The 22,984-nt window shown below is 54.8% G+C and carries 17 protein-coding genes; 7 read left to right on the plus strand and 10 right to left on the minus strand.

The window, feature by feature from the left end:
* Positions 1–121: 121 nt before the first annotated feature.
* Genes ACR02O_RS22335 through ACR02O_RS22355 form a run of 5 tightly spaced genes read left to right on the plus strand, consistent with a single transcriptional unit; the run spans position 122 to position 7,122 of the window.
* Positions 122–1,615, plus strand: coding sequence for a proton-conducting transporter transmembrane domain-containing protein (locus ACR02O_RS22335; RefSeq protein WP_494522412.1), 1,494 nt, complete (start codon positions 122–124; stop codon positions 1,613–1,615).
* Positions 1,612–4,194 (plus strand): YbcC family protein, encoded by a 2,583-nt coding sequence (locus ACR02O_RS22340; protein WP_458138369.1) that lies wholly within the window; start codon positions 1,612–1,614, stop codon positions 4,192–4,194. Before ACR02O_RS22335 ends, ACR02O_RS22340 begins: the two co-directional genes overlap by 4 nt.
* 1 nt (position 4,195) lies before the next feature.
* Positions 4,196–5,131, plus strand: a complete 936-nt coding sequence (gene cysD, locus ACR02O_RS22345) for a sulfate adenylyltransferase subunit CysD (protein WP_494522413.1) — start codon at positions 4,196–4,198, stop codon at positions 5,129–5,131.
* Complete coding sequence (locus tag ACR02O_RS22350) at positions 5,131–6,453, plus strand: sulfate adenylyltransferase subunit 1 (RefSeq protein ID WP_494522414.1); 1,323 nt, start codon at positions 5,131–5,133, stop codon at positions 6,451–6,453. The genes cysD and ACR02O_RS22350 overlap by 1 nt, the downstream gene beginning before the upstream one ends.
* A gap of 33 nt (positions 6,454–6,486) precedes the next feature.
* On the plus strand, positions 6,487–7,122 hold the full coding sequence (locus ACR02O_RS22355) for a MarC family protein (RefSeq protein ID WP_494522415.1): 636 nt from the start codon (positions 6,487–6,489) through the stop codon (positions 7,120–7,122).
* A gap of 644 nt (positions 7,123–7,766) precedes the next feature.
* Here the strand turns inward: ACR02O_RS22355 and ACR02O_RS22360 are convergent.
* From ACR02O_RS22360 to groES, 8 genes are all read right to left on the minus strand, one after another.
* On the minus strand, positions 7,767–8,993 hold the full coding sequence (locus tag ACR02O_RS22360) for a PepSY-associated TM helix domain-containing protein (RefSeq protein ID WP_494522416.1): 1,227 nt from the start codon (positions 8,991–8,993) through the stop codon (positions 7,767–7,769).
* A 326-nt stretch (positions 8,994–9,319) separates the two neighbouring features.
* Entirely contained in the window at positions 9,320–11,779 is a 2,460-nt protein-coding gene (locus ACR02O_RS22365; RefSeq protein WP_033156011.1) for a TonB-dependent siderophore receptor, read from the minus strand.
* Between the two features lie 104 nt (positions 11,780–11,883).
* Positions 11,884–12,858 (minus strand): FecR family protein, encoded by a 975-nt coding sequence (locus tag ACR02O_RS22370; protein WP_033156159.1) that lies wholly within the window; start codon positions 12,856–12,858, stop codon positions 11,884–11,886.
* 58 nt (positions 12,859–12,916) lie between these two features.
* Entirely contained in the window at positions 12,917–13,432 is a 516-nt protein-coding gene (locus tag ACR02O_RS22375; protein ID WP_033156010.1) for an RNA polymerase sigma factor, read from the minus strand.
* A 284-nt stretch (positions 13,433–13,716) separates the two neighbouring features.
* Positions 13,717–15,207 (minus strand): glucose-6-phosphate dehydrogenase, encoded by a 1,491-nt coding sequence (gene zwf, locus ACR02O_RS22380; RefSeq protein WP_033156158.1) that lies wholly within the window; start codon positions 15,205–15,207, stop codon positions 13,717–13,719.
* A gap of 127 nt (positions 15,208–15,334) precedes the next feature.
* Positions 15,335–16,081 (minus strand): response regulator, encoded by a 747-nt coding sequence (locus tag ACR02O_RS22385; RefSeq protein WP_033156009.1) that lies wholly within the window; start codon positions 16,079–16,081, stop codon positions 15,335–15,337.
* Between the two features lie 176 nt (positions 16,082–16,257).
* Entirely contained in the window at positions 16,258–17,898 is a 1,641-nt protein-coding gene (gene groL / locus ACR02O_RS22390) for a chaperonin GroEL (protein WP_033156008.1), read from the minus strand.
* Between the two features lie 56 nt (positions 17,899–17,954).
* Complete coding sequence (gene groES, locus ACR02O_RS22395) at positions 17,955–18,242, minus strand: co-chaperone GroES (RefSeq protein ID WP_020484651.1); 288 nt, start codon at positions 18,240–18,242, stop codon at positions 17,955–17,957.
* 205 nt (positions 18,243–18,447) lie between these two features.
* Between groES and ACR02O_RS22400 the strand changes: the two genes are divergently transcribed.
* A complete protein-coding gene (locus ACR02O_RS22400) occupies positions 18,448–19,194 on the plus strand; it encodes a HesA/MoeB/ThiF family protein (protein ID WP_458138376.1) in 747 nt (248 codons plus the stop codon).
* A gap of 62 nt (positions 19,195–19,256) precedes the next feature.
* Here the strand turns inward: ACR02O_RS22400 and ACR02O_RS22405 are convergent, their stop codons facing one another.
* Positions 19,257–19,463 carry a hypothetical protein gene (locus ACR02O_RS22405; protein ID WP_033156006.1) on the minus strand — a complete coding sequence of 69 codons (207 nt, stop codon included), beginning with the start codon at positions 19,461–19,463 and terminating at the stop codon, positions 19,257–19,259.
* Positions 19,464–19,652: 189 nt separating this feature from the next.
* Here ACR02O_RS22405 and ACR02O_RS22410 point away from each other — a divergent pair, with 189 nt between their 5' ends.
* Positions 19,653–22,346 carry a cation-transporting P-type ATPase gene (locus ACR02O_RS22410; RefSeq protein ID WP_458138377.1) on the plus strand — a complete coding sequence of 898 codons (2,694 nt, stop codon included), beginning with the start codon at positions 19,653–19,655 and terminating at the stop codon, positions 22,344–22,346.
* Here the strand turns inward: ACR02O_RS22410 and ACR02O_RS22415 are convergent.
* Positions 22,314–22,937: a TetR/AcrR family transcriptional regulator gene (locus tag ACR02O_RS22415; RefSeq protein ID WP_458138378.1), complete on the minus strand. Its 624-nt coding sequence runs from the start codon at positions 22,935–22,937 to the stop codon at positions 22,314–22,316. The genes ACR02O_RS22410 and ACR02O_RS22415 overlap by 33 nt on opposite strands.
* Positions 22,938–22,984: the final 47 nt, after the last annotated feature.

Below are 22,984 nucleotides of genomic sequence, written 5' to 3' on the forward strand. Positions count from 1 at the left end.
AACTAGACAGGAGTTACTGCCATGACATCCTTGATCAGCTACTTAGCGGTTTCAACTCCGCTGCTGTTGTTTCTATCCGGGCACTCCGTCCTCCTCCTGGGCGACGCGCCACCCGCAGCAAATGGGCAAACTGTGCGGCGCTTTATCTATCGTGGCGGTACTGACAGCCGGGCTTTCCTGCATCGGCATATTTTCTCAGGCCTCATTGCCGGCTAGTGTCGCAGATAACGGCTTATACATCGACAGACTCTCGGCCATGATGCTGATGCTGGTGGCTTTCATCGGGGCCGTGGTCATCCGCTATTCACGTCGTTACCTGGATGGCGATCCCAGCCAGGGCAGGTTTTTCAAGTGGCTCGCCTGGACTATCGCGGCAGTGATGACCTTAGTAATCGCCGGCCATTTCATACTCTTTGTGCTGGCCTGGATTCTCACCAGTCTGTGTTTGCACAAATTGTTATTGTTTTATCCGGAACGCCAGGGCGCTCGTATCGCCGCGCGCAAGAAGTTTATCTTCAGCCGCCTAGGCGATGGCGCGCTGATTTTGGCAGGGGTTTGGCTGTATCAAGTCTTCGGTACGCTTGAATTCAAGGAATTGTTCGCCCTTGCAGACAAACCGGTTGCGGACACCGGCTTATTGAACGCCGCAGCCTTCGCGCTGGTGATTGGCGCTGTCATCAAATCGGCGCAATTTCCTTTTCACAGTTGGCTGCCAGAGGTGATGGAAACCCCAACACCGGTATCGGCGCTGATGCACGCCGGCATCATCAACGCCGGCGGATTTCTGGTGATCCGCATGAGCCATTTACTGGTGCAGGCGCCAGTAGCGCTGCACTTGCTGGCAGTCATCGGCACCATTACCGCGCTTTTTGGTTCATTGGTGATGCTGACCCAAACCAGTATCAAAAAATCGCTGGCCTTTTCCACCGTCGGCCAGATGGGTTTCATGATGCTGCAATGTGGACTCGGCGCATTTTCCTCGGCGATGCTGCACATCGTCGCCCACGCCTTGTACAAGGCCCACGCCTTTTTATCCAGCGGCAGCGTGGTGGACATTGCTCGCGCGGCCTGGGCTCCGCCGATTCGCGACAGTCGCCATCCAGGCGAACTGTTGCTGGCGTTCATCGCGGCCTTGGGCTTGACCGTTGGCAGTGCCGGCTTGTTCGATCTGACATTTAGGGAAGAGCCGGGCATTGTAATGTTGGGTGCCATCTTGCAAATGGCCTTGACCTACTTGTTGTGGAATGCCGTGGCCCATCAAACCGGTCCAGCGCAAATCGGCAAAGCCCTGCTGATTGCCGCCGGGGTTAGCCTTTTGTATTTCGCCCTGCAAACCGGCTTCTTGCATTTACTGCGCGCAGACATTGCTGACCAGATGCCGATAGACAGCCTGTTCGATAGTGTTTTGCTGATCATCGTACTGGCGGGCTTTTTCACGATTTTGATGTTACAGATTCAGTACCCCGGCCCGGCGGCTGCCCAGGTTTGGCAAGCAGCCTACGTGCATATCTACAACGGCTTTTACATCAGTGCTCTGGCCAACCGCATGATCCATCGGTATGGGTCCAAGCTCGTCAGTCTTAGCCATCGTCACTCTGGAGGAATGCCGCAATGAACTCAGCCGTATTGTCATTTAAAACCACCCACCCATTCGACGGCACCGAGACAGGCGTCCGCGCTGATAGCCGGGATACCTGGCAGACCCCAGGCATACTGGCAGCCATAGAGCGTGCCTGCGACCGCATCGCTCCGGTATGGCCGTTGCAACAATTCGTGGCGGTCAACCCCTTTCTTGGCCTGAGCGAGCGGTCTTTTGGCGACGCTTGCACCTTTAGCGCGCGGATGGGTCAAGGCGAGATGCTGATGCCGGCGAGTTTCTATGCCGAACACTATCGTTCGGGCCGCATTGAAGAGTCCGATGTCAGGCAGGCACTACAACTTGCCGGCAGCAGTATGTCGCTAGAACAATGCCTGTCCCTATTGCATGAAGCGTCGGGCCAGGATTTCGGGTTGACCGGCAAGCGCTGGCAGACCTTGGCGGAGCATCTGGACGCCATGCGTGGTAGCCAGTGGTCGGTATTGATTACCGAGGAAATATCCAAATGGTGCGCGGCCTACTTCGATCAAGGACAATCCGCATGGCGCATGCCCTGGCGGGGGCTGCCGCTGTATGCGGCCTGGCGCCGCGCTGCGGCCTTTGATCGCACGCCGGAATTAGCCGGCCTGTCGGCGTTTCGTCAGACGATAAACGCCTTGCCTGAAGAGCCCATTGAGGCGATTACGCAGATACTCACTGAAATGGGTTTGCCCAGCGCCCGACTCGATGATGCCTGTCATCGGCAGTTGCTAACGGTGGCCGGCTGGAGTTCTTGGGTGTGTTACAAACATTGGCAAACCAGCCCCGAGAAAAACCAGGATGCCTTGCGGCAACTACTGGCCATACGGCTCAGCTATGACTATGCGCTCATTTCGGCGGTGGCAAGCCGGCAAGATGTCGAGACATGGCGAGGCCATTGGCAAGACGCGCCGTTGACAGATACCGATACCGGCGTAGCGCTTGAAGTACGGCATATTATGCAGTCGGCCTACGAATTGGCAACGCAACGCCCCTTGTTCGAAAAACTCGCGTCGGCGCTGGCCTCAACAGGCCCTTGGCAAGCCCAGCGTAAAAACCTGCAGGCAGTGTTTTGTATCGACGTGCGTTCCGAAATTTATCGGCGCGCTCTGGAAATGCAATCTCATACTATCGAAACCCTTGGTTTTGCCGGTTTCTTCGGTTTCCCCATCGAATACATCGCTCTTGGGCACCATCATGGTCAGCCGCAATGTCCGGTTTTGCTGAAGCCTAGATTCCGGATTCGGGAAAGTGTAACCGATGCCGATGTCGGCGAACTGCGCGGCATCCTGGAAAAGCGCTGGCTGCGCAAGCGCTTGAATAGACTTTGGAAGGGCTTTAAAAATTCCGCGGTGTCGTGTTTCTCTTACGTGGAAATTTCCGGTCTGAGCTTCGCCGGCAAATTGCTAAGCGACAGCCTGGGTTTGACCCGGCCGGTAGTGAAACCGGGTATCGCCGGTCTGGACAAAGCCATCGTCCACCGCATCGGCCCGGTCATTACCCGCCAGCGCGGCCGTCTGATTGCCAAGGGGTCAGTAGTCGAAACCGGTATCGCCCTTGGCGATCGCATCGAACTGGCGCGCAAAGCGCTGCAGGGCATGAGCCTGACAGGCGGTTTTGCCCGGCTGGTGTTGTTATGCGGCCACGGCAGCACCACCGTCAACAATCCTTACGCTGCCGGCCTGGATTGCGGCGCATGCGGAGGACACAGCGGCGAAGCCAACGCCAGGGTGGCGGCGGCGGTGTTGAATGATCGCGAGGTCCGCGCCGGCTTGGCTGCGCAGGGACTGACTATCCCGAAAGACACCTGGTTTGTCGCCGGTTTGCACGATACGACCACGGATGAGGTGCGGCTGTTCGACCTTGAGCAAATCCCGCATTGCTTCGGCGAAGACCTGTTGCTATTACAGCGCTGGCTGAATCAGGCTTCACAACTCACTCGCCAGGAGCGCGCGCCGGGTTTGGGATTACCCCGCCACGATGCCGCTGCGCTAATGAAAGCCGTGACTCAACGCAGCCGCGATTGGTCGCAGATTCGTCCGGAATGGGGTCTGGCGGGGAATATGGCTTTTATTGCCGCACCCAGACAACGCACGTATCACTTTGAATTCGACGGTCGGGTATTTCTACACAACTACGATTACCGGCAAGACTCGGATACTGCGATTTTGAGTCTGATCATGAGCGCGCCAATGGTGGTGGCCAGCTGGATTAATCTGCAGTACTACGCTTCGACCGTGGATAACTGCCGCTTCGGCAGCGGTAACAAGGCTTTGCATAACGTGGTCGGCACCATCGGCATTCTCGAAGGCAACGGCGGCGATTTGCGCACCGGCTTGCCTTGGCAATCGCTACATGACGGCAAAACCCTGCGCCACGAGCCGGTGCGTTTGACCGTGGTCATCGAGGCACCCGCCGAGATGATCGAGCAAGTATTGGCAAACCACGCCGAGGTTCGGCAATTGGTAGACAACCACTGGTTACACCTGACGCGCATCGATCCGTTGGACAACCGCTGCTATCGCTATCTACAGCCGCAGCACTGGCTAGCCGTCACCGATTCTGGCAAGGAGAGCTAATATGAACGAGCAAGTAAACACACCCGTCAACCAGACACACGTAGCGGCGGACCACCTGGACTTACTGGAAGCCGAGGCGCTGTTCATCCTCCGCGAGGTGATTGCTGAATGTCGCCATCCGGTGTTGTTGTTTTCCGGCGGCAAGGATTCGGCGGTGTTGTTACATCTGGCCTACAAGGCGTTTCATCCCGAGCGCATTGGCTGCGCGCTGCTGCACATCGATACCGGTCATAACTATGACGAAGTAATTGCCTATCGCGACCGGATGGCGGAACGCTACGCTTGCCAGTTGCACGTGCGCAGCGTCGAAGACTCGATCCGCAAAGGCTCCGTGCGTTTGCGGCATACGTTGGAATCGCGCAATGCCTATCAATCGGTGACTTTGATGGAAGCAATCGCCGAATTTGGTTTCGATGCCTGTCTGGGCGGTGCCCGACGTGACGAAGAGAAAGCGCGGGCCAAGGAACGTATCGTCAGCGTGCGCGACGAGTTCGGTCAATGGGAACCCAAAAATCAGCGCCCTGAGCTCTGGTCTTTGTACAACACCCGCGTGGCACTGGGCGACCATCTACGGGTATTCCCGATTTCAAACTGGACCGAACTCGATGTCTGGCAATACATCCAGCGCGAAGACATCGAACTGCCGGCGCTTTACTTCGCCCATCCGCGTGAAGTGGTGAGACGCGGCGACATTCTGGTGCCGGTAACGCATCTGACACCGGCCCTGGCCGGCGATACCGTGGAGACTATCAGTTGCCGCTTCCGCACCGTCGGCGATATTTCCTGTACCGCACCGGTGGCGTCGTCAGCCGGTAACGTGGCCGACATCATCGCCGAAACCGCCCAGTGCCTGCTGACGGAACGCGGCGCCACCCGCCTGGACGACCGCTCCTCCGATGCGGCGATGGAACAACGTAAAAAAGAGGGGTATTTCTGATGAACGCACCTAGCTATGTGACACTTGAAAGCCAATTTGACGAGAGCGTGCAACCCGCTAATTCCGGCCTGCTGCGGTTTATCACCGCCGGCAGCGTCGATGACGGCAAGAGCACGCTGATCGGTCGCTTGTTGTACGACACCGGCAACGTCGCCGCGGATCAATTGGCGGCGATTCAAGCCACTTCGCAAAAACGCGGGCTGGCGGCTATCGATTGGTCGTTGTTGACCGATGGCCTGATCGCCGAACGGGAACAAGGCATTACGATTGATGTGGCCTACCGTTATTTCGCCACATCGCGGCGTAAATTCATCATCGGTGATGCGCCCGGCCACGAGCAATATACCCGCAACATGGTCACCGCCGCCTCCAGCGCCGACTCGGCGATTTTGTTGGTCGACGCCAGGAAAGGCGTCACCACCCAGACCCGCCGCCACGCCTATCTGGCACATTTACTCGGTATCCGCGAGTTAGTGCTGGCAGTGAACAAAATGGATTTGGTGGATTGGCAACCTGCGGTTTACCAGGGCATCGTCGATAACTTCAACGCCTTCGTTAGTGCCTTGGGTCGTCATCATGTGCAAGCCATTCCGTTATCGGCATTAAACGGTACTAATGTGGCGACGCGCGCGGAGGCGATTCCTTGGTATCACGGCCCCAGTTTGCTGGAATATTTGGAAGCCGTCCCGGCCCGACGCGATGCCGAACAGGCACCGCTAAGACTGCCGGTGCAGCGGGTGGTGCGGGTAATGCTCGGCAATGCCGCCAACGGTGCGAGCGACACGGAATTTCGCGGTTATCAAGGTACACTGGCTTCGGGACAACTACAAGTTGGCGATGAGGTGGCGGTGTGGCCGAGCGGCCAGCGAGCGCGTGTCACACGTTTGAATGTGGCCGAACAGGCATTGGCCGTGGCCAGCGCAGACCGCGCGGTGATGGTGTCTCTGGATAGTGAAATCGATATTTCGCGCGGCGATATGCTGTCCAACCCCGTGCAGCCGCCGCAGGTCGTCAAGACACTCACCGCCGATATTTGCTGGTTGTCCGAGCAACCACTGCAAGCGCGGGGCAAGTACCTAATTAAACATACCACCCGCACCGTGAATGCGTTTTTCGAAGCCTTAAGTTACCGGGTTGACGTCAACACACTGCAGCACCAGGCCACCCCGGAAACGGCGGTCATGAACGACATCCTGCGGGTCAAACTGAAATTGCAACAGCCACTGTTAGTGGATGCGTATGCCGATAACCGCACCACCGGCAGTTTCATCGTCATCGATCCAGTGTCTTTGCACACGGTAGCGGCTGGCGTAATTATTTGACGCGATAGGGTCTAAAAACAGGAATCCCACCGAATGAATTGGAACGAATATATGCAATTGCTGGCCGGCTTGATTTCAGTGGTCAATCCGATCAGTGCGATGCCGATTTTTCTGTCGTTGACGGCGACCAAATCTGCGGGGCAGCGCCGGCAAACGGCAATAAGCACCGCATTTGCCGTGGCGATGGTGTTGTTCACTTCGCTGTTGGCCGGCGAGCCTATCCTGAATTTCTTTGGTATCGGCTTGCCAGCCTTTCGGGTCGCGGGGGGACTCTTGCTGCTGTTGATGGGCATATCGATGCTGCGGGTCAGCGATGATCGTTCCCGGCACACACCGGAAGAAGACGCCGAGTCACACGAAAAGTCCTCGGTCGCGGTGGTGCCCTTGGCGATTCCTTTGTTGGCGGGGCCTGGCGCCATCAGCACCACCATCGTCTATGCCCATCGCGACTTGTCCTTGGCGCATTATTTGTTGTTCAGCGGAGTGATCGTATCGGTCAGCGTCATCGTGCTACTCATCCTGCTGCTGGCGCCGCGCATCATCGCCGTGATGGGACAAACCGGCATGAACGTGGTGACGCGGGTGATGGGCTTGTTATTGACCTCGACCGCCGTCGAATTTATCGCCGACGGCTTGACTGAGCTATTTCCTGTTTTGGCGGGAGGCTAAGGATGCCGCTAAAAATAAGGTCCCGAAGCGTCTTACCCGCCAAACCGTTCCTGCTCGACTTGCATGGATACAAGCGCAATTGCCGAAAGCTCAGGCTAAGCGTGAACGGTTGGGGCGAAGGATGGCCGGATTTTCCCTCACATCCTTCGACAGGCTATCTCAGGGCGAACAGTTTTTAAGGGCCGGGTAGAGAGCGTAGGTTAGGGTGTACCCTTCGGGCATGAAACCATAGCCCACCACACGACAAGCGCAAAACCACCCTCCAACTGTCGGCAACGGAACATCAAAGTTACCGACAATTTGAAGGCCAAAAATGTTGGGGTTCGTTACCTCACCCTAACCTACGCGGGCTGGCAAGTAAATCGAAATCGGTGATTGCACGCATGCAAACAAAGCCGGAAATGAAACGTCTTATGCCAAGGCAATTTTTAAGCCTCTAACTTCGTAAAACAGTGGCATTAAGGGATTGCGATCAGTTGACGGCAAAAATCCTGGACGCATAGCGGCAAAGTGCGGCATATGACACACCTTTAAACTCGTGCTTCCAGCTTCAATTCACGACTCACACAGCAGAAAATTCATATACCAAGCATCGGTCCGCCATTACGCCCTAGTGGTTATCAGCAGCTAAAAACCAGTCGGTTTCAACACTTGCGTCTTTGCTGGGCGGTGGCTTTTTGCAGCCAGCGAATCACCCCGGTCACGAACAACACAGGGCAAGCCAAGCCGGTGATAAACACCAAAATCCGTCCGGTCATGCCGAAGGCCTGGCCGGAATGCAGCGGCCACTGCCAATGAGTAAAGATTTCGCCGGCTGTGGCGGTCGGCAGGCTGGGGTCGTCCAGATCCAGAATCTTGCCGGTGTAACGGTCGATCACCGTGCAACGGCGTTGCAAAATACTGCCGGGCGCATCGACGCCGTCCTGGCACACCGTATAGGTTTTAGTGGGTTCGCTGGCGCCGTAAATCCAATGCGGCCGGCCTTGCGGATACTGCTTAAAGGCAATCGCCACCGCCTGATCCATACCGATGGCCGGAGCATTTGGATAAGGCGGTTGGGATTGAAACCAGTAGCGGTAAGTCACCGGTGAGAACAGTTCCAGCACCGGCACCACGTTGTGCGGCAGCACCATGTAAATCCCTGAGAACAGCACCGGCAACATCACCAGCAAGGTGTAAAAACCGCTGGTTTTATGCAGATCGTAATTGAAGCGCACTTTGCCGGCCTTGGCCTTGAAGGTTAATGCGTTGCGCCAATGTCCGGTCAACGGCCACCATACGATCAGGCCGGTCAGCGTCGAGATAATCAGCAGCGCCGCCGAGACGCCAACGATGACGGCGCTGATGTCCTCGGACGGAATCAACAAGGCGTAGTGCAACTCGAACACGCAATCGATGAAGGTTGCCGGCAACCAATCGCCGGAGCGGGTCAGCAACATTTTTCCGGTGATTTGCGCCGTATAGGGATTGACGCCGACGATCCAGCGTTCGTTTTCGGTATCGGTGGTTGGAAATTGGTAACGCAGTTTGAAGGCGGCCTCCGCATTGCGCGGATATACCGAAAAAATATGTTTGGCGTTCGGCGGCATCACGGTTTTGCCGGCGGCAAAGATTTCGGCCAGCGGCCGATACTGTGCACCAGCCGGTTGTTCAACCACCAATAATTCGGGATGCAGCCATTCGTCGATCTCGGCGTAAAAAACCAGAAAGCTGCCGGTAATCCCGTAAATCGACAGCAAAAATCCCAAGCTCAAACCCAGCCACAAATGCACGTCCAGCCAGCGTTTGCGGCGGGCTTTCAGGCGGGACAAGGCCGAGTTTTGCGGAGTCGCCGGAATGGTCGAGCGCGATGGTTGATGGATGGCGTTCATGGCGATAGTAAAACGGTCAGGTAAAGGGTGCGAAAAATATGCGAGGTAAAAACCGCCGCCTTATGAAAAATCCGATTGAGTCCATCGGCTTAGTCCAATGCATGCGGAAACCGGAAAAATCAAAAAGCGGCGATTCCCAAATATGACGTTTTGGCCCCGGAAAGCCCCAGTTACTTTTCGCTGGGAAGAATTTGGAAGCAATGCCGTAAAGTGCTATTTCTGGGCGTGGGCCGGGTCAGCGCGATAGTGCTTAAACCGGCAACCTCAAGCCAACATGTCGGGTTACGGCTAACGCCTAACCCGACCTACGTGCCCCTTAGAACGGTCTAATACTCCAGCTTGATTGAGCCCATGACCGCCAACGGCTCGGCGGGCAGATTGGTTCGCCGTGAGCGCAGCACGTAATACTCGGCATCGTTGACGTTGTTGATGTTGACTTGGGTGGTCAAATTCATGCCGCCCAGTTTGCGCTTGTAGGCCGCCATCAAATCCAGCCGAGCATAGGACCGGTCGAAATAGCTGTTTGCCGCATCGCCGTAACGGCGTCCGGAAACGTAGACCCCGGCACCGACACTAAAGCCTTTCAGCATGTCGCCGTCGAAGTCATACTTCAACCAAGCGCTGCCTTGATGGTTGGGCGCAAAAGGCATACGGTTGCCGATGTTGGCTGGTGTCCCCGTGTCGTCGATGACCTTGGCGTTGGTGTAAGCGTAGGTGCCGATAACACTCAAGCCCTCGTACAGCTGACCTTGTACGTCCAGTTCGACGCCTTTACTGCTGCCCTTAACCGGCACTTGCGCATAGATCACATCGCTGTTGGGATCTTGGAAAAATTGGGTTCTTTCCAGGTCGAAGTAAGCTACGCTGGCGTTGAATTTGCCGTCGAAAAATTGAGTTTTCACGCCGCCCTCGAACTGGGTGGCATCGAATAGATCGTACAACTTGGCGCCGCCGTTGTCGTAATCGTTAGCCGGACCGAACGATTCGGTGAAACTGCCAAACAACGACAGCCAGTTGACCGGCTGGTAAACGATGCCGACCCTGGGGCTGACCACATCGTCGTTACGCGCGTCCTTGCCGTCCGGCGCCCACCAGCTCAGGTCTTGCATCCTATCCACCCAGTCATAGCGGAAGCCGCCCATAATGTGCAGCTTGTCCCAAAGCGTCATTTGATCCTGAAAGTAAATGGCCTTTGAGGTGTTCTCGGTAGCGATGACGTCGTTGTAAGACGCACTCCGGATTCGGCTTACCTGAGCGTCGGTAACGGCCGCAATATTCGGGTTAAAGATGTTGATCGTGTCGACGCCGCCGCTGGCAACCTCGTATTTCAATTGACTGTTGTAGTACTCGCCGCCGAGCAACAGTTTATGCTTGATGCCGTAGGTTTCGAAGTCGAACGTGCCGTTTACCCAGGCGGTCAGTGACTCGGCGTTTTCCGGGCTAAACCAGTAATTGCGCGACACGTTGCCGAAGGCGTTGCCGGGGGTTTCGTTGACGCGGCCGGTATAGAAACCCTGCCAATACTTTTGATACTGCGACGACACCACGCCGGCGTTTAGCTTGACCTGGTCGTTGACGCGGTGGTCGATTCTGAAATCGACCAAATTGTTGGTCGTGGAATTTCTTAAATCCGAACGGCCGACGAAGGTTCTGGAAATGGGAATTCTGGCCAATTGGTTGCCGACCGCGGGCACACCGTAGTCATAGGCGTTGTTCTCGTCGAAGTATTCATAGGATAAGGTGAACTTGGTGTCCGCCGTGGCTTCCCAACTCAGGGTAGGCGCGAAAAAGATCCGGTCATTACCCATGTTTTGCCGGAACGAACCGGTATCCAGATACGACATGTCCAACCGGTAATTCAGGCCGGCTTCCTTGCTGATCGGACCGGTTGCGCTGGCTTCGGTACGATAGAAATCGTAGGAGCCGAAGCGTTGTTCCAGCGAATAGTAGGGCGTCGAGCTGGGCTGCTTGGTCACGGTACTGATCAAGCCGCCGGGATCGCCGAAGCCGAACAGCATGGCCGATGCGCCTTTAATCACTTCCACGCGCTCGACGTTGGCCAGATCGAATTTAGTAAACGGTATGCGGATGCCGTTGCGATAGTTGACGGTGCTTTGCAGAAAACCACGCATCACGAATTGTTCGTGGTCGCCGCCATACGAATGGTAAGACTGCACGCCGCTGACATTCTTGATGGCGTCCTGTAAGCGGTAGGATTGTTGATCGTGCAGCACCGCCTTGTTGACGACTTGAATGGAGGCAGGCGTCTCCATGATGGGTGTGTCGGTTTTGGTCGCCAGCGCCGTGTTGGTGCGGGTATAACTCAAGTTGTAGGGATCATCGGAGTTGAGATCGGTTTTGCCAACGACCGTCACAGCCGGCATCGTTGCAGCCGATTGCGGCTCCAACTCGGCCGTATTTTGCAGCGTGACGGTGTTACCGCTACTGAATCGATAACTAATCCCCGACCCGGACAGTAAGCATTTCAATGCGCCTTCCAGCGAATACTGTCCGCTAGCGCCTTGCGAGTCGATACCCTTGACCAACTCCGAGTTGTAAACAAACTGCACGCCGGACTGTTCGGCCAACGCGCTCAGTGCGGAATACAAGGGCTGCGCAGCGATGTTGTAGGTGCGACTTTCGCTAGTGGCGCTGGGGCTTTCGGCCTGAGCTGTCGGCAGCGTCGCAGCGCTTATCAAGCTCAGACAAAGCGGCAATGCACCGATGGTCGATGAGCCTTTAGTTTGAGCTGTTCGCGTCCGGCTTGGGTTTCCGGTTTTTCTCATGATGTGTCCTCAGTTTGAGTGGGTTTTAGCTGAGAACGATTGGCGGCTGGCTGAGCCGTACTAAAGGATGTGTGACAAATTGTCGCAGGCAGCAAAGCGGGCCATCAGGACTGCAAAAACACCAGCGGCCCGGCGTGGATGACTTTAACCGGCAAGGTCTGTTGCAGGGCTTCCAGCCAGGCATCGATTTGCTGGATGTCGACGGCGATGTTGACTTCCCGCTCCGCCAGCCTGTCGTCCAATAAACGGATTTGGCTGCGCCGGTAGCGGTTGATTTCGGCGATAACCTGTTTTAACGGTACGAAATTCATCAACAAGCGGCCGCGGCGCCAGGCGTCGGCGTTGCTTAATTCGACTGCTTGCGGCACGCCCAACATCTCGGTATTGAAGCTTAGTTGTTGGCCGGGTTGCAGTGTGGCGCTATCGGCTTGCGCACCGTGCGCGGACGGCCTGCTACTGCGGACTTTGCCTTGCAATAGCGTAACCGCGCCGGTTTGGCCGTCGTAACGGACGATGAAGCGGGTGCCTAACGCTTCTGTCGACGTAGCACCGGATACGACCCGAAACGACTTGTGCTCGTCATGCGCCACGTCAAATTCGGCCTCGCCGCGCAGCAATTCAATGCGTCGCTCATTGGCATTGATTGATACATCGATGGCGGTATCGGTATTCAGATGGGCGATACTGCCGTCGGCCAGCGTAATTGAGGTCTGCTCACCGATCCGGGTACGGTAGTCTGCCAGCGGATGTTGCAAGTAATCCGGATAAAAACTACTCATCACGCACAGCAGCAGCGCAGCGGCCGCAGCCAAGCCCAATCCGCGCTTTAGCCTACGCCCTCGCCGCTGCCTTATCGCCAGCGCGCGACGGTGTTGCCGATCAGCGAGTAGCGGCCGCGGCAGGTGTTGCCAAAGGGTCTCGACATCACGATAGGCTTGCTCGTGTTCGGGGGTTTGCGACCGCCAGTTTTCGAACTCAGTCAATACCGTGTCATCGGCAGCACCGGACTTTAGGCGCACGTGCCAGGCAACGGCTTGTTGCTGCAAAGCTGCTCGGCGAGTTGAAGAAGTTTCGTTCATTACGGTGTTGTTTGGAGCGGGATATTTACTATAACGATCCAAGGCGCTTAAATCCACACTAAGTACATTGGCTATCAACAGCCTGCCGGCAGTGCAGCAACGCTTTTGCCAGCTGTTTTTCCACCCAACTGGTCGAGATTTTCAGTTGCTTGGCAATCTCAATATGGCTTAAGCCCTCGATACGGCTTAAATATAAAATCTCGGCGCATTGATCAGGCAAATCGGCCAGTGCCAGCTGAATGTGCTGCAATTGATCTTGCGCTTCCGCCGTTCGTTCCGGCGCTGCCGAAGCGTCGATGTCGGTTTCGTCGCCCAGATATTGATCAAGCAATTCACAACGGCGTTTTTGCGTGCGCAGATGATCGAGAGATAGATTGGATGCCACTTTAAACAGCCAGGCCTGGACTTCGGTCTCACTGGCGGGAGGTGGCTTCAGCAGCGTCAATCTCAAAAAAATGTCTTGAATCAAATCGGCCGCAGTGTCGTCGCACCGAATGCGCTGCTGCAAAAAACGCTGGATTTGCGGGCGGGTACTTAAAAAAATTCGGTAAATATCGTGGTCTGAAAATGCCATGCGCGAAGCCAGGCCATGCTGGAGTTAATCGTGGCATTTGGCGCAGCAAAGTTTACGCCATGACGGAACTCAAAGACTTAACCGCCTGAAAATATGAGATTTTCGTTCGTTCGAAAAAATCAGAGCTTTGTTAGCATTCATAAAACTGTGTGAAATGCCGCAGCTATCTCGGCATTTCACACAGCTTTGTTTTCCGTTAGCCCGAAACACTTAATCCGAAAACGGAATAAGTTTGGCGCTACCGCATCATGACACATTGTTAACAGAAACCGAGGGAGTCGCAGTTATGACTGACACTCCGGCATCAAGGAACTGCGCCAGTACTGGTCTTCCTTCTCGAACAAGCGGCGGCTTTCTTCCGGCCCCCAGGAACCAGCCGGATAGGTGGCGATGTAGTCCCGCTCGGTGACCCAATTTTGCAAAATCGGATCGACGATGCGCCAGGCGTATTCCACTTCGTCGAAACGCAAAAATAATGAACGGTCGCCTTTCATCACATCCAACAACAAATCTTCGTAGGCATCCACGCGGCGTTCGTCGGGATTGCGAAAGCTGGCGTCCAGGCTGGTGGTGCGGGTACGCATTTCTAAGCCCGGCTCCTTGACGGTCATTTCGATGCGGATGCATTCTTCCGGCTGAATCCCCAGCAATATCCAGTTCGGCGTCATGCACTGCACATGGGTATCCCGGAAAAACTGAAACGGCGGGTGGCGAAAGCAGATCGAAATCGAGGATTGGCCCTTGGCCATACGCTTGCCGGTGCGCAGATAAAACGGCACGCCGCGCCAGCGCCAGTTATCGATCAACAATTTCATTGCCGCATAGGTTTCGGTACTGCTGTCAGCGGGAATATTGGCTTCCTCCAGGTAACCGCCCACTTTTTGACCTTCGATATTGCCGCGGGCATATTGGCCGCGAAAGGCATGCGCATGCACAGCCGATTTCGGGATCGGCCGAATGGACTTCAGCACTTTGACTTTTTCGTCGCGCAGCGATTCGGCATCCATGGACACCGGCGGCTCCATCGCCACCAAGGTCAAAAGCTGTAACAGGTGACTTTGCAGCATGTCGCGCATGGCCCCGGCGCTGTCGTAATACTCGCCGCGGCTGCCAATGCCCAGCTCTTCGGAGTGGGTGATCTGCACATGGTCGATGTAATTGCGATTCCACAAGGGCTCCAGCATGACGTTGGCGAAACGAAACACCAAGACGTTCTGCACCATGCCCTTACCCAGATAATGGTCGATGCGGTAAATCTGGTCTTCGCTTAAATAGCGGCTCAGACGTTTTTGCAAGGCCTGTGCACTCTCCAGATCGTAACCAAATGGCTTTTCGATCACGACTCGTCGCCAGCCGTATTCTTCGTTCAGCAGCTCCACTTGGCTCAAAGACTCGATGACGTTGCCGAAATCGCTGGGACCGATGGCCAGATAGAAGGCCATATTGCGGGAAAATCGCGGCTGAGCGTTTAGCGTTTCCGCCAGAGTTTTATAGCATTCCGGTTGATCGAGATCGCCGCGATGATAATCCAGCCGTTCGCTAAACCGATTGAATACGGCCTCGTCCAGCGGCGTATTGGCCTGCTCAAGTAGCAAGGCCTTCACTTCGGCCAGCCAGGTTGCTCTATCCCAGGGACGGCGGCCCACCGCCAGGATACGTGTGCCTTCCGGCAGTTTTTTTTCCAATTCCAGATGATAGAAGCCCGGCATGAGCTTCAAGCGCGCCAAATTGCCGGTAGCACCGAAAATGACGTAAGTGCAGGGGTCTGTATTCATAAAAGCCACCTTGTCTTTACTTTGCAATATAGGGTGCAGTTTGCATCATTTGCGCGGGCGCGTCGAACGCCAAAGCGCCGCAGCCGATAAAAGCGGCCAAATTAGAGCCACGCGAGTGTCACCTTGGTCATAATATGGCGTCATCGTCACCGAGACATTTCAGAACTTGATCCTGGTTATCCAACAGCCGAATCAGCTTAATTTTCATTTTATTAAAGCGCTGTTGCGCCAACTCTGCGTCGGCTTGTGCCAACGCTTTTTGCAAGTTCTCGACGACCGCCAGGCAGTCGGCAAAATCGTAAAAACAAAAGGTACCATGCAGTTTATGGTTCAACTCCCAAGCCTGTTGCAGCAAGCGATTGTCCACAGCCCGCTCGATCTCAAGTATCAACCCCGGCAACTGGTCAAATAATTTGGCCATTAGGATTTGGCTCAACTGCCTGTTATCCTGGGCTTTACGCAAAAGTTGCCCGGCATAATACTCGGCATTCACTGGCTCGTGTTGCCGCCAACGCACCAATAGTTGTTCCAATTGATAAAGGCGGACCGGCTTGACCAGACATTCGTTAAACCCGGCTGCAATTGCCCGTTCCTGCTGCTGATTTTGCGCGTGAGCCGTGACGGCGACTGCCGGCGTTTGCCGATTGTAGTTTTCGGTGCCGCGCAAATTGGCGGCGACATCGAAACCACTCAAAAACGGCATGTTCACATCCAGAAAGATGAAGTCGTAGCGGCGTTCTTGCAACAATTGCCAGGCCTCCCGCCCGTCTTTTGCCGAGGTGATATTGGTCGTCCAGTATTCCAACTGTTCGCGTAACAACCATAGATTGATTTCATTGTCGTCGGCGATCAGAATCGAAAAATCGTTGGTCATGGTTAATAGCTTCGAGCTGTGAATAATTTGCTGATGCCGTTATCGAATGTTTCGCGGCAAAAATCAATCTATAGTGCGGCAAACCATCGTAAACCGTTCCACACCCAAAGCGCCAGGCAATAAAAAACCCCGGCACCTTGCGGCAACCGGGGTTTTCAGGCCAAGGCCGAAGGCGATTACATCATGCCGCCCATACCGCCCATGCCGCCCATATCAGGCATTGCAGGGGCTTTGCTGTCGGATGGTGCATCGGCAATCATCACTTCGGTGGTGATCATCAGGCCAGCAACCGATGCGGCGTTTTGCAAGGCAGAACGGGTCACTTTCGCAGGGTCCAAAATACCCATGGCGATCATGTCGCCGTATTCGCCGGTAGCAGCGTTGTAACCGAAGTTACCGGTGCCTTTTTTCACTTCATTCAGAACCACAGACGCTTCATCACCGGCGTTGCTGACGATTTGACGCAAAGGCTCTTCCATAGCACGGCGCAGGATGCTGATACCTACATCTTGGTCGTGGTTGATGCCTTTCAGGCCGTCCAGGGCAGACAGTGCACGGATCAGCGCGGTACCGCCACCGGCAACCACACCCTCTTCAACCGCGGCGCGAGTTGAATGCAGCGCGTCTTCAACGCGGGCTTTCTTCTCTTTCATTTCCACTTCGGTCGCAGCGCCGACTTTGATCACCGCGACACCGCCAGCCAGTTTGGCCAGACGCTCTTGCAATTTCTCACGGTCGTAATCGGAAGTCGCATCATCAGCTTGAGCGCGAATTTGCGCGACGCGGCCTTTGATTTGATCTTCGTTGCCGGCACCGTCGATGATGGTGGTGTTTTCTTTGTTGATTTGGACACGTTTGGCAGTACCCAATTGGCTGATGTCGGCTTTTTCCAAAGACAGACCTACTTCTTCAGAAATGACTACACCGCCGGTCAACACCGCGATGTCTTCCAGCATGGCTTTACGACGGTCACCAAAACCAGGCGCTTTAACGGCAGCCACTTTAACGATACCGCGCATGTTGTTGACAACCAGCGTTGCCAAGGCTTCGCCTTCAACGTCTTCCGCGATGATCAACAAAGAACGGCCGGATTTAGCCACGCCTTCCAAAATAGGCAACATTTCGCGAATGTTGGAGATTTTTTTGTCATACAACAGCACGAAAGGATCGTCCAATTCGACGCTCATGCTTTCTTGTTTGTTGATGAAGTATGGAGACAAATAGCCGCGGTCGAATTGCATACCTTCTACAACGTCCAGCTCGTTGTTCAGGCCGGTGCCTTCTTCAACGGTGATGACGCCTTCTTTACCGACTTTTTCCATCGCTTCGGCAATGATCGCACCGACTGATTCGTCGGAGTTAGCCGAGATGGTACCTACTTGCGCGATCGCTTTGCTGTCGCTGCAAGGCGTAGCCGCTTTTTCGATCGCCGCAACCGCTGTGGTGACTGCCAAATCAATGCCGCGTTTCAGGTCCATTGGGTTCATGCCCGCTGCGACTGATTTCAAACCTTCGTTAACGATGGCTTGCGCCAGAACGGTCGCAGTCGTAGTACCGTCGCCAGCTACGTCAGAAGTTTTTGAAGCCACTTCTTTGACCATTTGCGCGCCCATGTTTTCGAATTTGTCTTTCAATTCGATTTCTTTGGCTACCGATACACCGTCTTTGGTGATGGTTGGAGCGCCGAAGCTTTTATCCAATACAGCGTTGCGGCCTTTTGGACCCAAAGTCACTTTTACTGCATTTGCCAGAACGTTAACGCCTGCCACCATCAGTGCACGCGCGTCGCCACCAAATTTTACGTCTTTTGCTGCCATTTCTTATTCCTGAGATATTGGTTAAATTGAAAAAGAGTGTGTCGAACGAGTTGGGCTTAACCCAAAACACCCATGATGTCTTCTTCGCGCATGACGATGTATTGCTCGCCATCGACTTTAACTTCGGTGCCGGAATATTTGCCGAACAACACGCGGTCGCCAACTTTAACTTCCAGGGCACGTACTTGGCCGTTGTCTAACGGTTTACCTGAACCTACTGCCAACACTTCGCCTTCGCTAGGTTTTTCAGCAGCTGAACCCGGCAACACGATGCCGCCTGCGGTTTTGGTTTCTTCCTCAACACGTTTTACGACAATACGGTCATGTAACGGACGAATTTTCATCAATGTCTCCTTAATGTAGATAAAGTTAAAGGTTAAAAACTGTGTAAAGCGATTTAAAAAACAGCTACCCCTTACGGAGGAAGCGAGCTTTTAAGCGGCCTCAGTTTTATTAGCACTCTCTAGCAACGAGTGCTAATAATATCCGGCTTTTGCACTCTGTCAAGCTCTTTGGCATCATCTGCGCCTTACCCAAGCCATACACACTATGAACGACGAACAATTACTCCGTTACAGCCGGCAAATCATGCTGCCGCAAATCGATATTGCCGGTCAGCAAAAATTGCTCGATGCCAAAGTATTAATCGTCGGTGCCGGCGGTTTGGGCTCGCCTGCCTCAATGTACCTGGCTTCGGCCGGTGTCGGCCAGATCACCGTCTACGACGACGACCAAGTCGATTTGACCAATTTGCAACGCCAGATTGCTCACTACACCAGCGATATAGGGTTGGATAAAGTTATTTCAACCCAACAGACTTTGGAAAAAATTAATCCGGGCGTAAAAGTATTGGCTCGCAAACAGCGATTAGCCGGCGAACAGCTACTTGCAGAAGTGGCTGACGCCGACGTAGTGCTGGACTGTAGCGATAATTTCACCACCCGCTTTGCCATCAATAAGGCTTGCGTAGACCAACAAACCCCATTGGTATCCGGCGCGGCGATCCGCTTTGAGGGTCAAGTCAGCGTATTTACCCCAGGGTTAAACGATAGCCCGTGCTATAACTGTCTTTATCAAAGCGATGGCGAGGAATTGCAAAATTGCGCCCGCAACGGCGTGATTGCGCCGATCACCGGCATCGTCGGCAGCATACAGGCCTTGGAAACGATAAAGCTGATAGTCAACACCGGCAGCACATTAACGGGCCGCTTACTGTTGCTGGATGGACTGAGTATGGAATGGCACAGCATGCGCTTGAAGAAAAACCCACATTGCCCGAGCTGTGGCGAGAAATAAGCCAATCCGCATAAAAAAGCCGGGCTAATCCCGGCTTTCTATTGCTGGCAAATAAGACGTAATTAATTTTTTCCCAGTTTGCCTTTAACCATCAGAATGGCTTTGCTGACATTTCTCAATAGCGCCGAATCGCTATCGCCGTGCGGCTCGATGTCGCCGAACGGTTCGCCATTCTTCATGGTGTACATGTAAATGAAATACCCCAACGGTGCGAAAGCGAAGATGGCAATAATCAACATCAACACCACTAATTCGATAACTCCGCCCATATATACCTCCAACTATTTGTTTTTATTTTAATTTAGAATGAGGCCATAGACCTCGGGCATGGACTATAACCCCATCCCTTTTAGGGAACAAGCACAAAGTATTCTTTGTCAACTTATGGTTTTAACCTCAGGCTAATTTAGCCTTGGGGCAACTACGCCAACGCCATTTTCAACTATCAATCTGAGCATATGGACCATTACCCTAAAGCCAACTGGCACAGCCAAACGCCGGAAACCGTATTAACGCATTTCGGCGTAGAGCTGGGTCAAGGCCTGAGCAGCGAGGAAGCGCAAAAACGCCGAGCGACTAGCGGCGCCAACCGCCTGACCGCTCGCCGCGGCAAAGGCCCTTTGCTTTTGCTATTGGCGCAATTTCATCAGCCCTTGATCTACATCCTGCTGTTTTCCGCGGCCACCACCGCTTTTTTAGAGGAATGGACCGACAGTAGCGTCATCTTCGGTGTGGTCATTATCAATGCGGTGATCGGCTTCGTTCAGGAAGCGAACGCGCTGAAAGCCATTAACGCCCTGGCTCAGACCTTGAATATCAGCAGCAACGTCCTGCGTGACGGCCAGCGCCGAAGTATTGCTGCTGCCGAGTTAGTTCCCGGCGATTTGGTATTCCTGCAATCCGGCGACAAGGTGCCTGCCGATCTGCGCCTCTTGCAAAGCCGCGAACTGAAAATCGACGAATCCGCGCTAACCGGCGAATCAGTGCCGGTGGAAAAACAGGCACAAACGCTGCCAGCAGGCACTTTATTGGCTGATCGCGCCAATATGGCGTATTCCTCGACGCTGGTCAGTTACGGCAGCGCACTGGCCGTAGTGGTCAGTACCGGCGATAACACCGAGATTGGCCGCATCAACAAGCTGATCGGCAGCGCCGAACCGCTGGAAACGCCGCTAACGCTAAAAATGAGCCAATTCAGTCAATTGTTGCTCTGGGTGATCGTCGGCTGCGCGGCCATTACCTTTGCGGTCGGCGTCTGGCGCGGTGAAACCATGCTGGACATGTTCATGGCCTCCGTGGCACTGGCAGTCGGCGCCATCCCGGAAGGTCTGCCCGCGGCGCTGACGATTACGCTGGCTATCGGCGTCTCGCGTATGGCCAAACGCAACGCCATCATCCGCAAACTGCCGGCGGTGGAAACCCTGGGCAGCACCACGGTGATTTGCTCCGACAAAACCGGCACCTTGACGCAAAACCAAATGACCGTGCAATTCGTGCAGGCAGGCGGTGAAATATTCGAAGTAAGCGGCAGCGGCTACACGCCGGACGGTGAATTTACCAGCCATAACCAAGCGGTCGACCCGTCCCTTAAACCAGCACTATTGGAATGTTTAAAAGCCGGCCTGCTGTGCAACGACGCCCGATTAATCGCCGACACCGACAACTGGCGTATCGAAGGCGACCCTACCGAGGCCGCCTTGCTGGTAGCCGCCCACAAAGCCGGTCTGCATCAAGCCAGCGTCAGCGGCGACCATCCGCGCCTGGACGCCATTCCGTTCGAATCCGCGTACCAATTCATGGCCACTCTGCATCACAACCTGGCCGAAGACGCCCGGCATATTTATTTAAAAGGCTCGCTGGAAAGCCTGCTACAGCGCTGCGACAAGGCCTTTGCCGCCGACATGCAACTTGTACCACTGGATAGAGACCGCCTGAACCAACAAGCCGAAGCGTTTGCCTCACAAGGCCTTAGGGTCCTGGCTTTTGCGCGCCTCGAGCATGATGACGATGCGGTTGAACACCGCGAAGTGGGGGGCGGCCTGACCTTTTTGGGCTTGCAAGCCATGATCGATCCACCCCGCCCCGAAGCTGCCCGAGCCATTGCCGCCTGTTATAAGGCCGGCATCTCGGTGAAGATGATCACTGGCGACCATCCCGTCACCGCGCTGGCCATCGCTAAGCAGCTCAACATGCGCTATACCGAACATGTGATCAGCGGCGCCGACTTGCAACACTACAGCGAAGCCGACTATCGCAAACACGTCAAAGACTGCGATGTCTTTGCCCGCATCGCGCCGGAGCAAAAGTTGCAATTGGTGCAAGCCTTGCAGGCCAATGGTCACGTGGTAGCCATGACCGGCGACGGCGTCAACGATGCCCCGGCACTACGGCAAGCCAACATCGGCGTGGCGATGGGCATGGGCGGCACCGAAGTCGCCAAAGAAGCGGCGGCCATGGTGCTGACTGACGATCATTTCGCCACCATCGAAGCCGCCGTCGAAGAAGGCCGCGGCGTGTTCGACAATCTGGTCAAATTCATCGCCTGGACCTTACCGACCAATCTCGGTGAGGGCCTGGTGATTACCGCCGCGGTGTTCGCCAATGTGGCGTTGCCGATTACCCCCCTGCAAATTCTCTGGATCAATATGACCACCGCAGTACTGCTGGGTTTAATGTTGGCTTTCGAACCCAAGGAACCGGGTCTGATGTTCCATAAGCCACGCAATCCCAAGCAAGCTATCCTGACCAAACGCCTAATGTTTCGTATCTGTCTGGTCGGCCTATTGTTGCTGGCCGGCGCGTTCGGCTTGTTTGAATGGGAACTATCGCAAAACGCAACCCTAGCTAAGGCCCGCACAGTCGCCGTCAATATGTTTGTGTTTGGCGAATTGTTTTACCTATTCAACTGTCGCTCGCTAAATTACTCGATGTTCCGAGTCGGCGTTTTTTCCAATTTATGGCTGATTTTTGGTGTCTTCAGCATGATTTTGCTGCAACTGCTGTTTACCTATTGGCCAACGATGCAGGCCTTATTCGGCAGCGAGGCAATCGGTCGGGAGGAGTGGCTGTTGATTTTGGGGGTTAGCTCGGTTATTTACGTAGCGATAGGCCTGGAAAAACTAGTCGTCCGGCGCTTTAACCGCCGGCGTTGATTGCGCGAAGGCATTCAGTGCAACTAATAGCGTCTCCAAGCTTTTTAGGGACTGCTTTTCCGCGACCTCTGGCGCTTCCATCTGCGCTTTAACAATCGCGCCGTCTATCGCCACCGCAGCCGCATTCGCCAACTGCTGCCGGTTTAGGCCGTCCGGCAACAGTTCGGCAATTACCCGCACCATATCTTGTTTATGCTGGTAGCAAATTTCCAGCACATCAGGCAACACGCCGCCCAATTCGGCGACGGTATTGATAAACGCGCAGCCGCGATAAATAGGCTTGCGAAACCATTCCTCCAGCGTGGCTACCAGCGGGATTAAGCCACCACTCGGCCGGCCACCGTGCCGCTGTAAAGCGTCGCCAAACCAGGCCATCCACAGGTCGTGCCGATAAGCCAAAAACGCCCGGATCAAATCATTCTTGCTGGGAAAATAACGATAGAACGTCACTTTCGTTACCCCAGATTCGGCAATTACTTTGTCGATGCCGGTGGCACGGATGCCGTCGCGATAAAACAAATCATGCGCGGCCAGTAATATCCGCTCGCGAGGCGGGCGGTCCGACAGCAGTGTGGTGGAATCAGAGATCATGTTTCGATTGTAGACAAGTCTGTCTACAATTGCTACCATCGCCACAA

Source organism: Methylomonas sp. PHL2-19 (genome assembly GCF_059331595.1).

Excerpts from the sequence above, each read along its gene's own strand:
- ACR02O_RS22335 (WP_494522412.1), top strand. The coding sequence starts at position 122 with ATGGGCAAACTGTGCGGCGCTTTATCTATCGTGGCGGTACTGACAGCC.
- ACR02O_RS22340 (WP_458138369.1), top strand. The coding sequence starts at position 1,612 with ATGAACTCAGCCGTATTGTCATTTAAAACCACCCACCCATTCGACGGC.
- cysD (WP_494522413.1), top strand. The coding sequence starts at position 4,196 with ATGAACGAGCAAGTAAACACACCCGTCAACCAGACACACGTAGCGGCG.
- ACR02O_RS22350 (WP_494522414.1), top strand. The coding sequence starts at position 5,131 with ATGAACGCACCTAGCTATGTGACACTTGAAAGCCAATTTGACGAGAGC.
- ACR02O_RS22355 (WP_494522415.1), top strand. The coding sequence starts at position 6,487 with ATGAATTGGAACGAATATATGCAATTGCTGGCCGGCTTGATTTCAGTG.
- ACR02O_RS22360 (WP_494522416.1), bottom strand. The coding sequence starts at position 8,993 with ATGAACGCCATCCATCAACCATCGCGCTCGACCATTCCGGCGACTCCG.
- ACR02O_RS22365 (WP_033156011.1), bottom strand. The coding sequence starts at position 11,779 with ATGAGAAAAACCGGAAACCCAAGCCGGACGCGAACAGCTCAAACTAAA.
- ACR02O_RS22370 (WP_033156159.1), bottom strand. The coding sequence starts at position 12,858 with ATGAACGAAACTTCTTCAACTCGCCGAGCAGCTTTGCAGCAACAAGCC.
- ACR02O_RS22375 (WP_033156010.1), bottom strand. The coding sequence starts at position 13,432 with ATGGCATTTTCAGACCACGATATTTACCGAATTTTTTTAAGTACCCGC.
- zwf (WP_033156158.1), bottom strand. The coding sequence starts at position 15,207 with ATGAATACAGACCCCTGCACTTACGTCATTTTCGGTGCTACCGGCAAT.
- ACR02O_RS22385 (WP_033156009.1), bottom strand. The coding sequence starts at position 16,081 with ATGACCAACGATTTTTCGATTCTGATCGCCGACGACAATGAAATCAAT.
- groL (WP_033156008.1), bottom strand. The coding sequence starts at position 17,898 with ATGGCAGCAAAAGACGTAAAATTTGGTGGCGACGCGCGTGCACTGATG.
- groES (WP_020484651.1), bottom strand. The coding sequence starts at position 18,242 with ATGAAAATTCGTCCGTTACATGACCGTATTGTCGTAAAACGTGTTGAG.
- ACR02O_RS22400 (WP_458138376.1), top strand. The coding sequence starts at position 18,448 with ATGAACGACGAACAATTACTCCGTTACAGCCGGCAAATCATGCTGCCG.
- ACR02O_RS22405 (WP_033156006.1), bottom strand. The coding sequence starts at position 19,463 with ATGGGCGGAGTTATCGAATTAGTGGTGTTGATGTTGATTATTGCCATC.
- ACR02O_RS22410 (WP_458138377.1), top strand. The coding sequence starts at position 19,653 with ATGGACCATTACCCTAAAGCCAACTGGCACAGCCAAACGCCGGAAACC.
- ACR02O_RS22415 (WP_458138378.1), bottom strand. The coding sequence starts at position 22,937 with ATGATCTCTGATTCCACCACACTGCTGTCGGACCGCCCGCCTCGCGAG.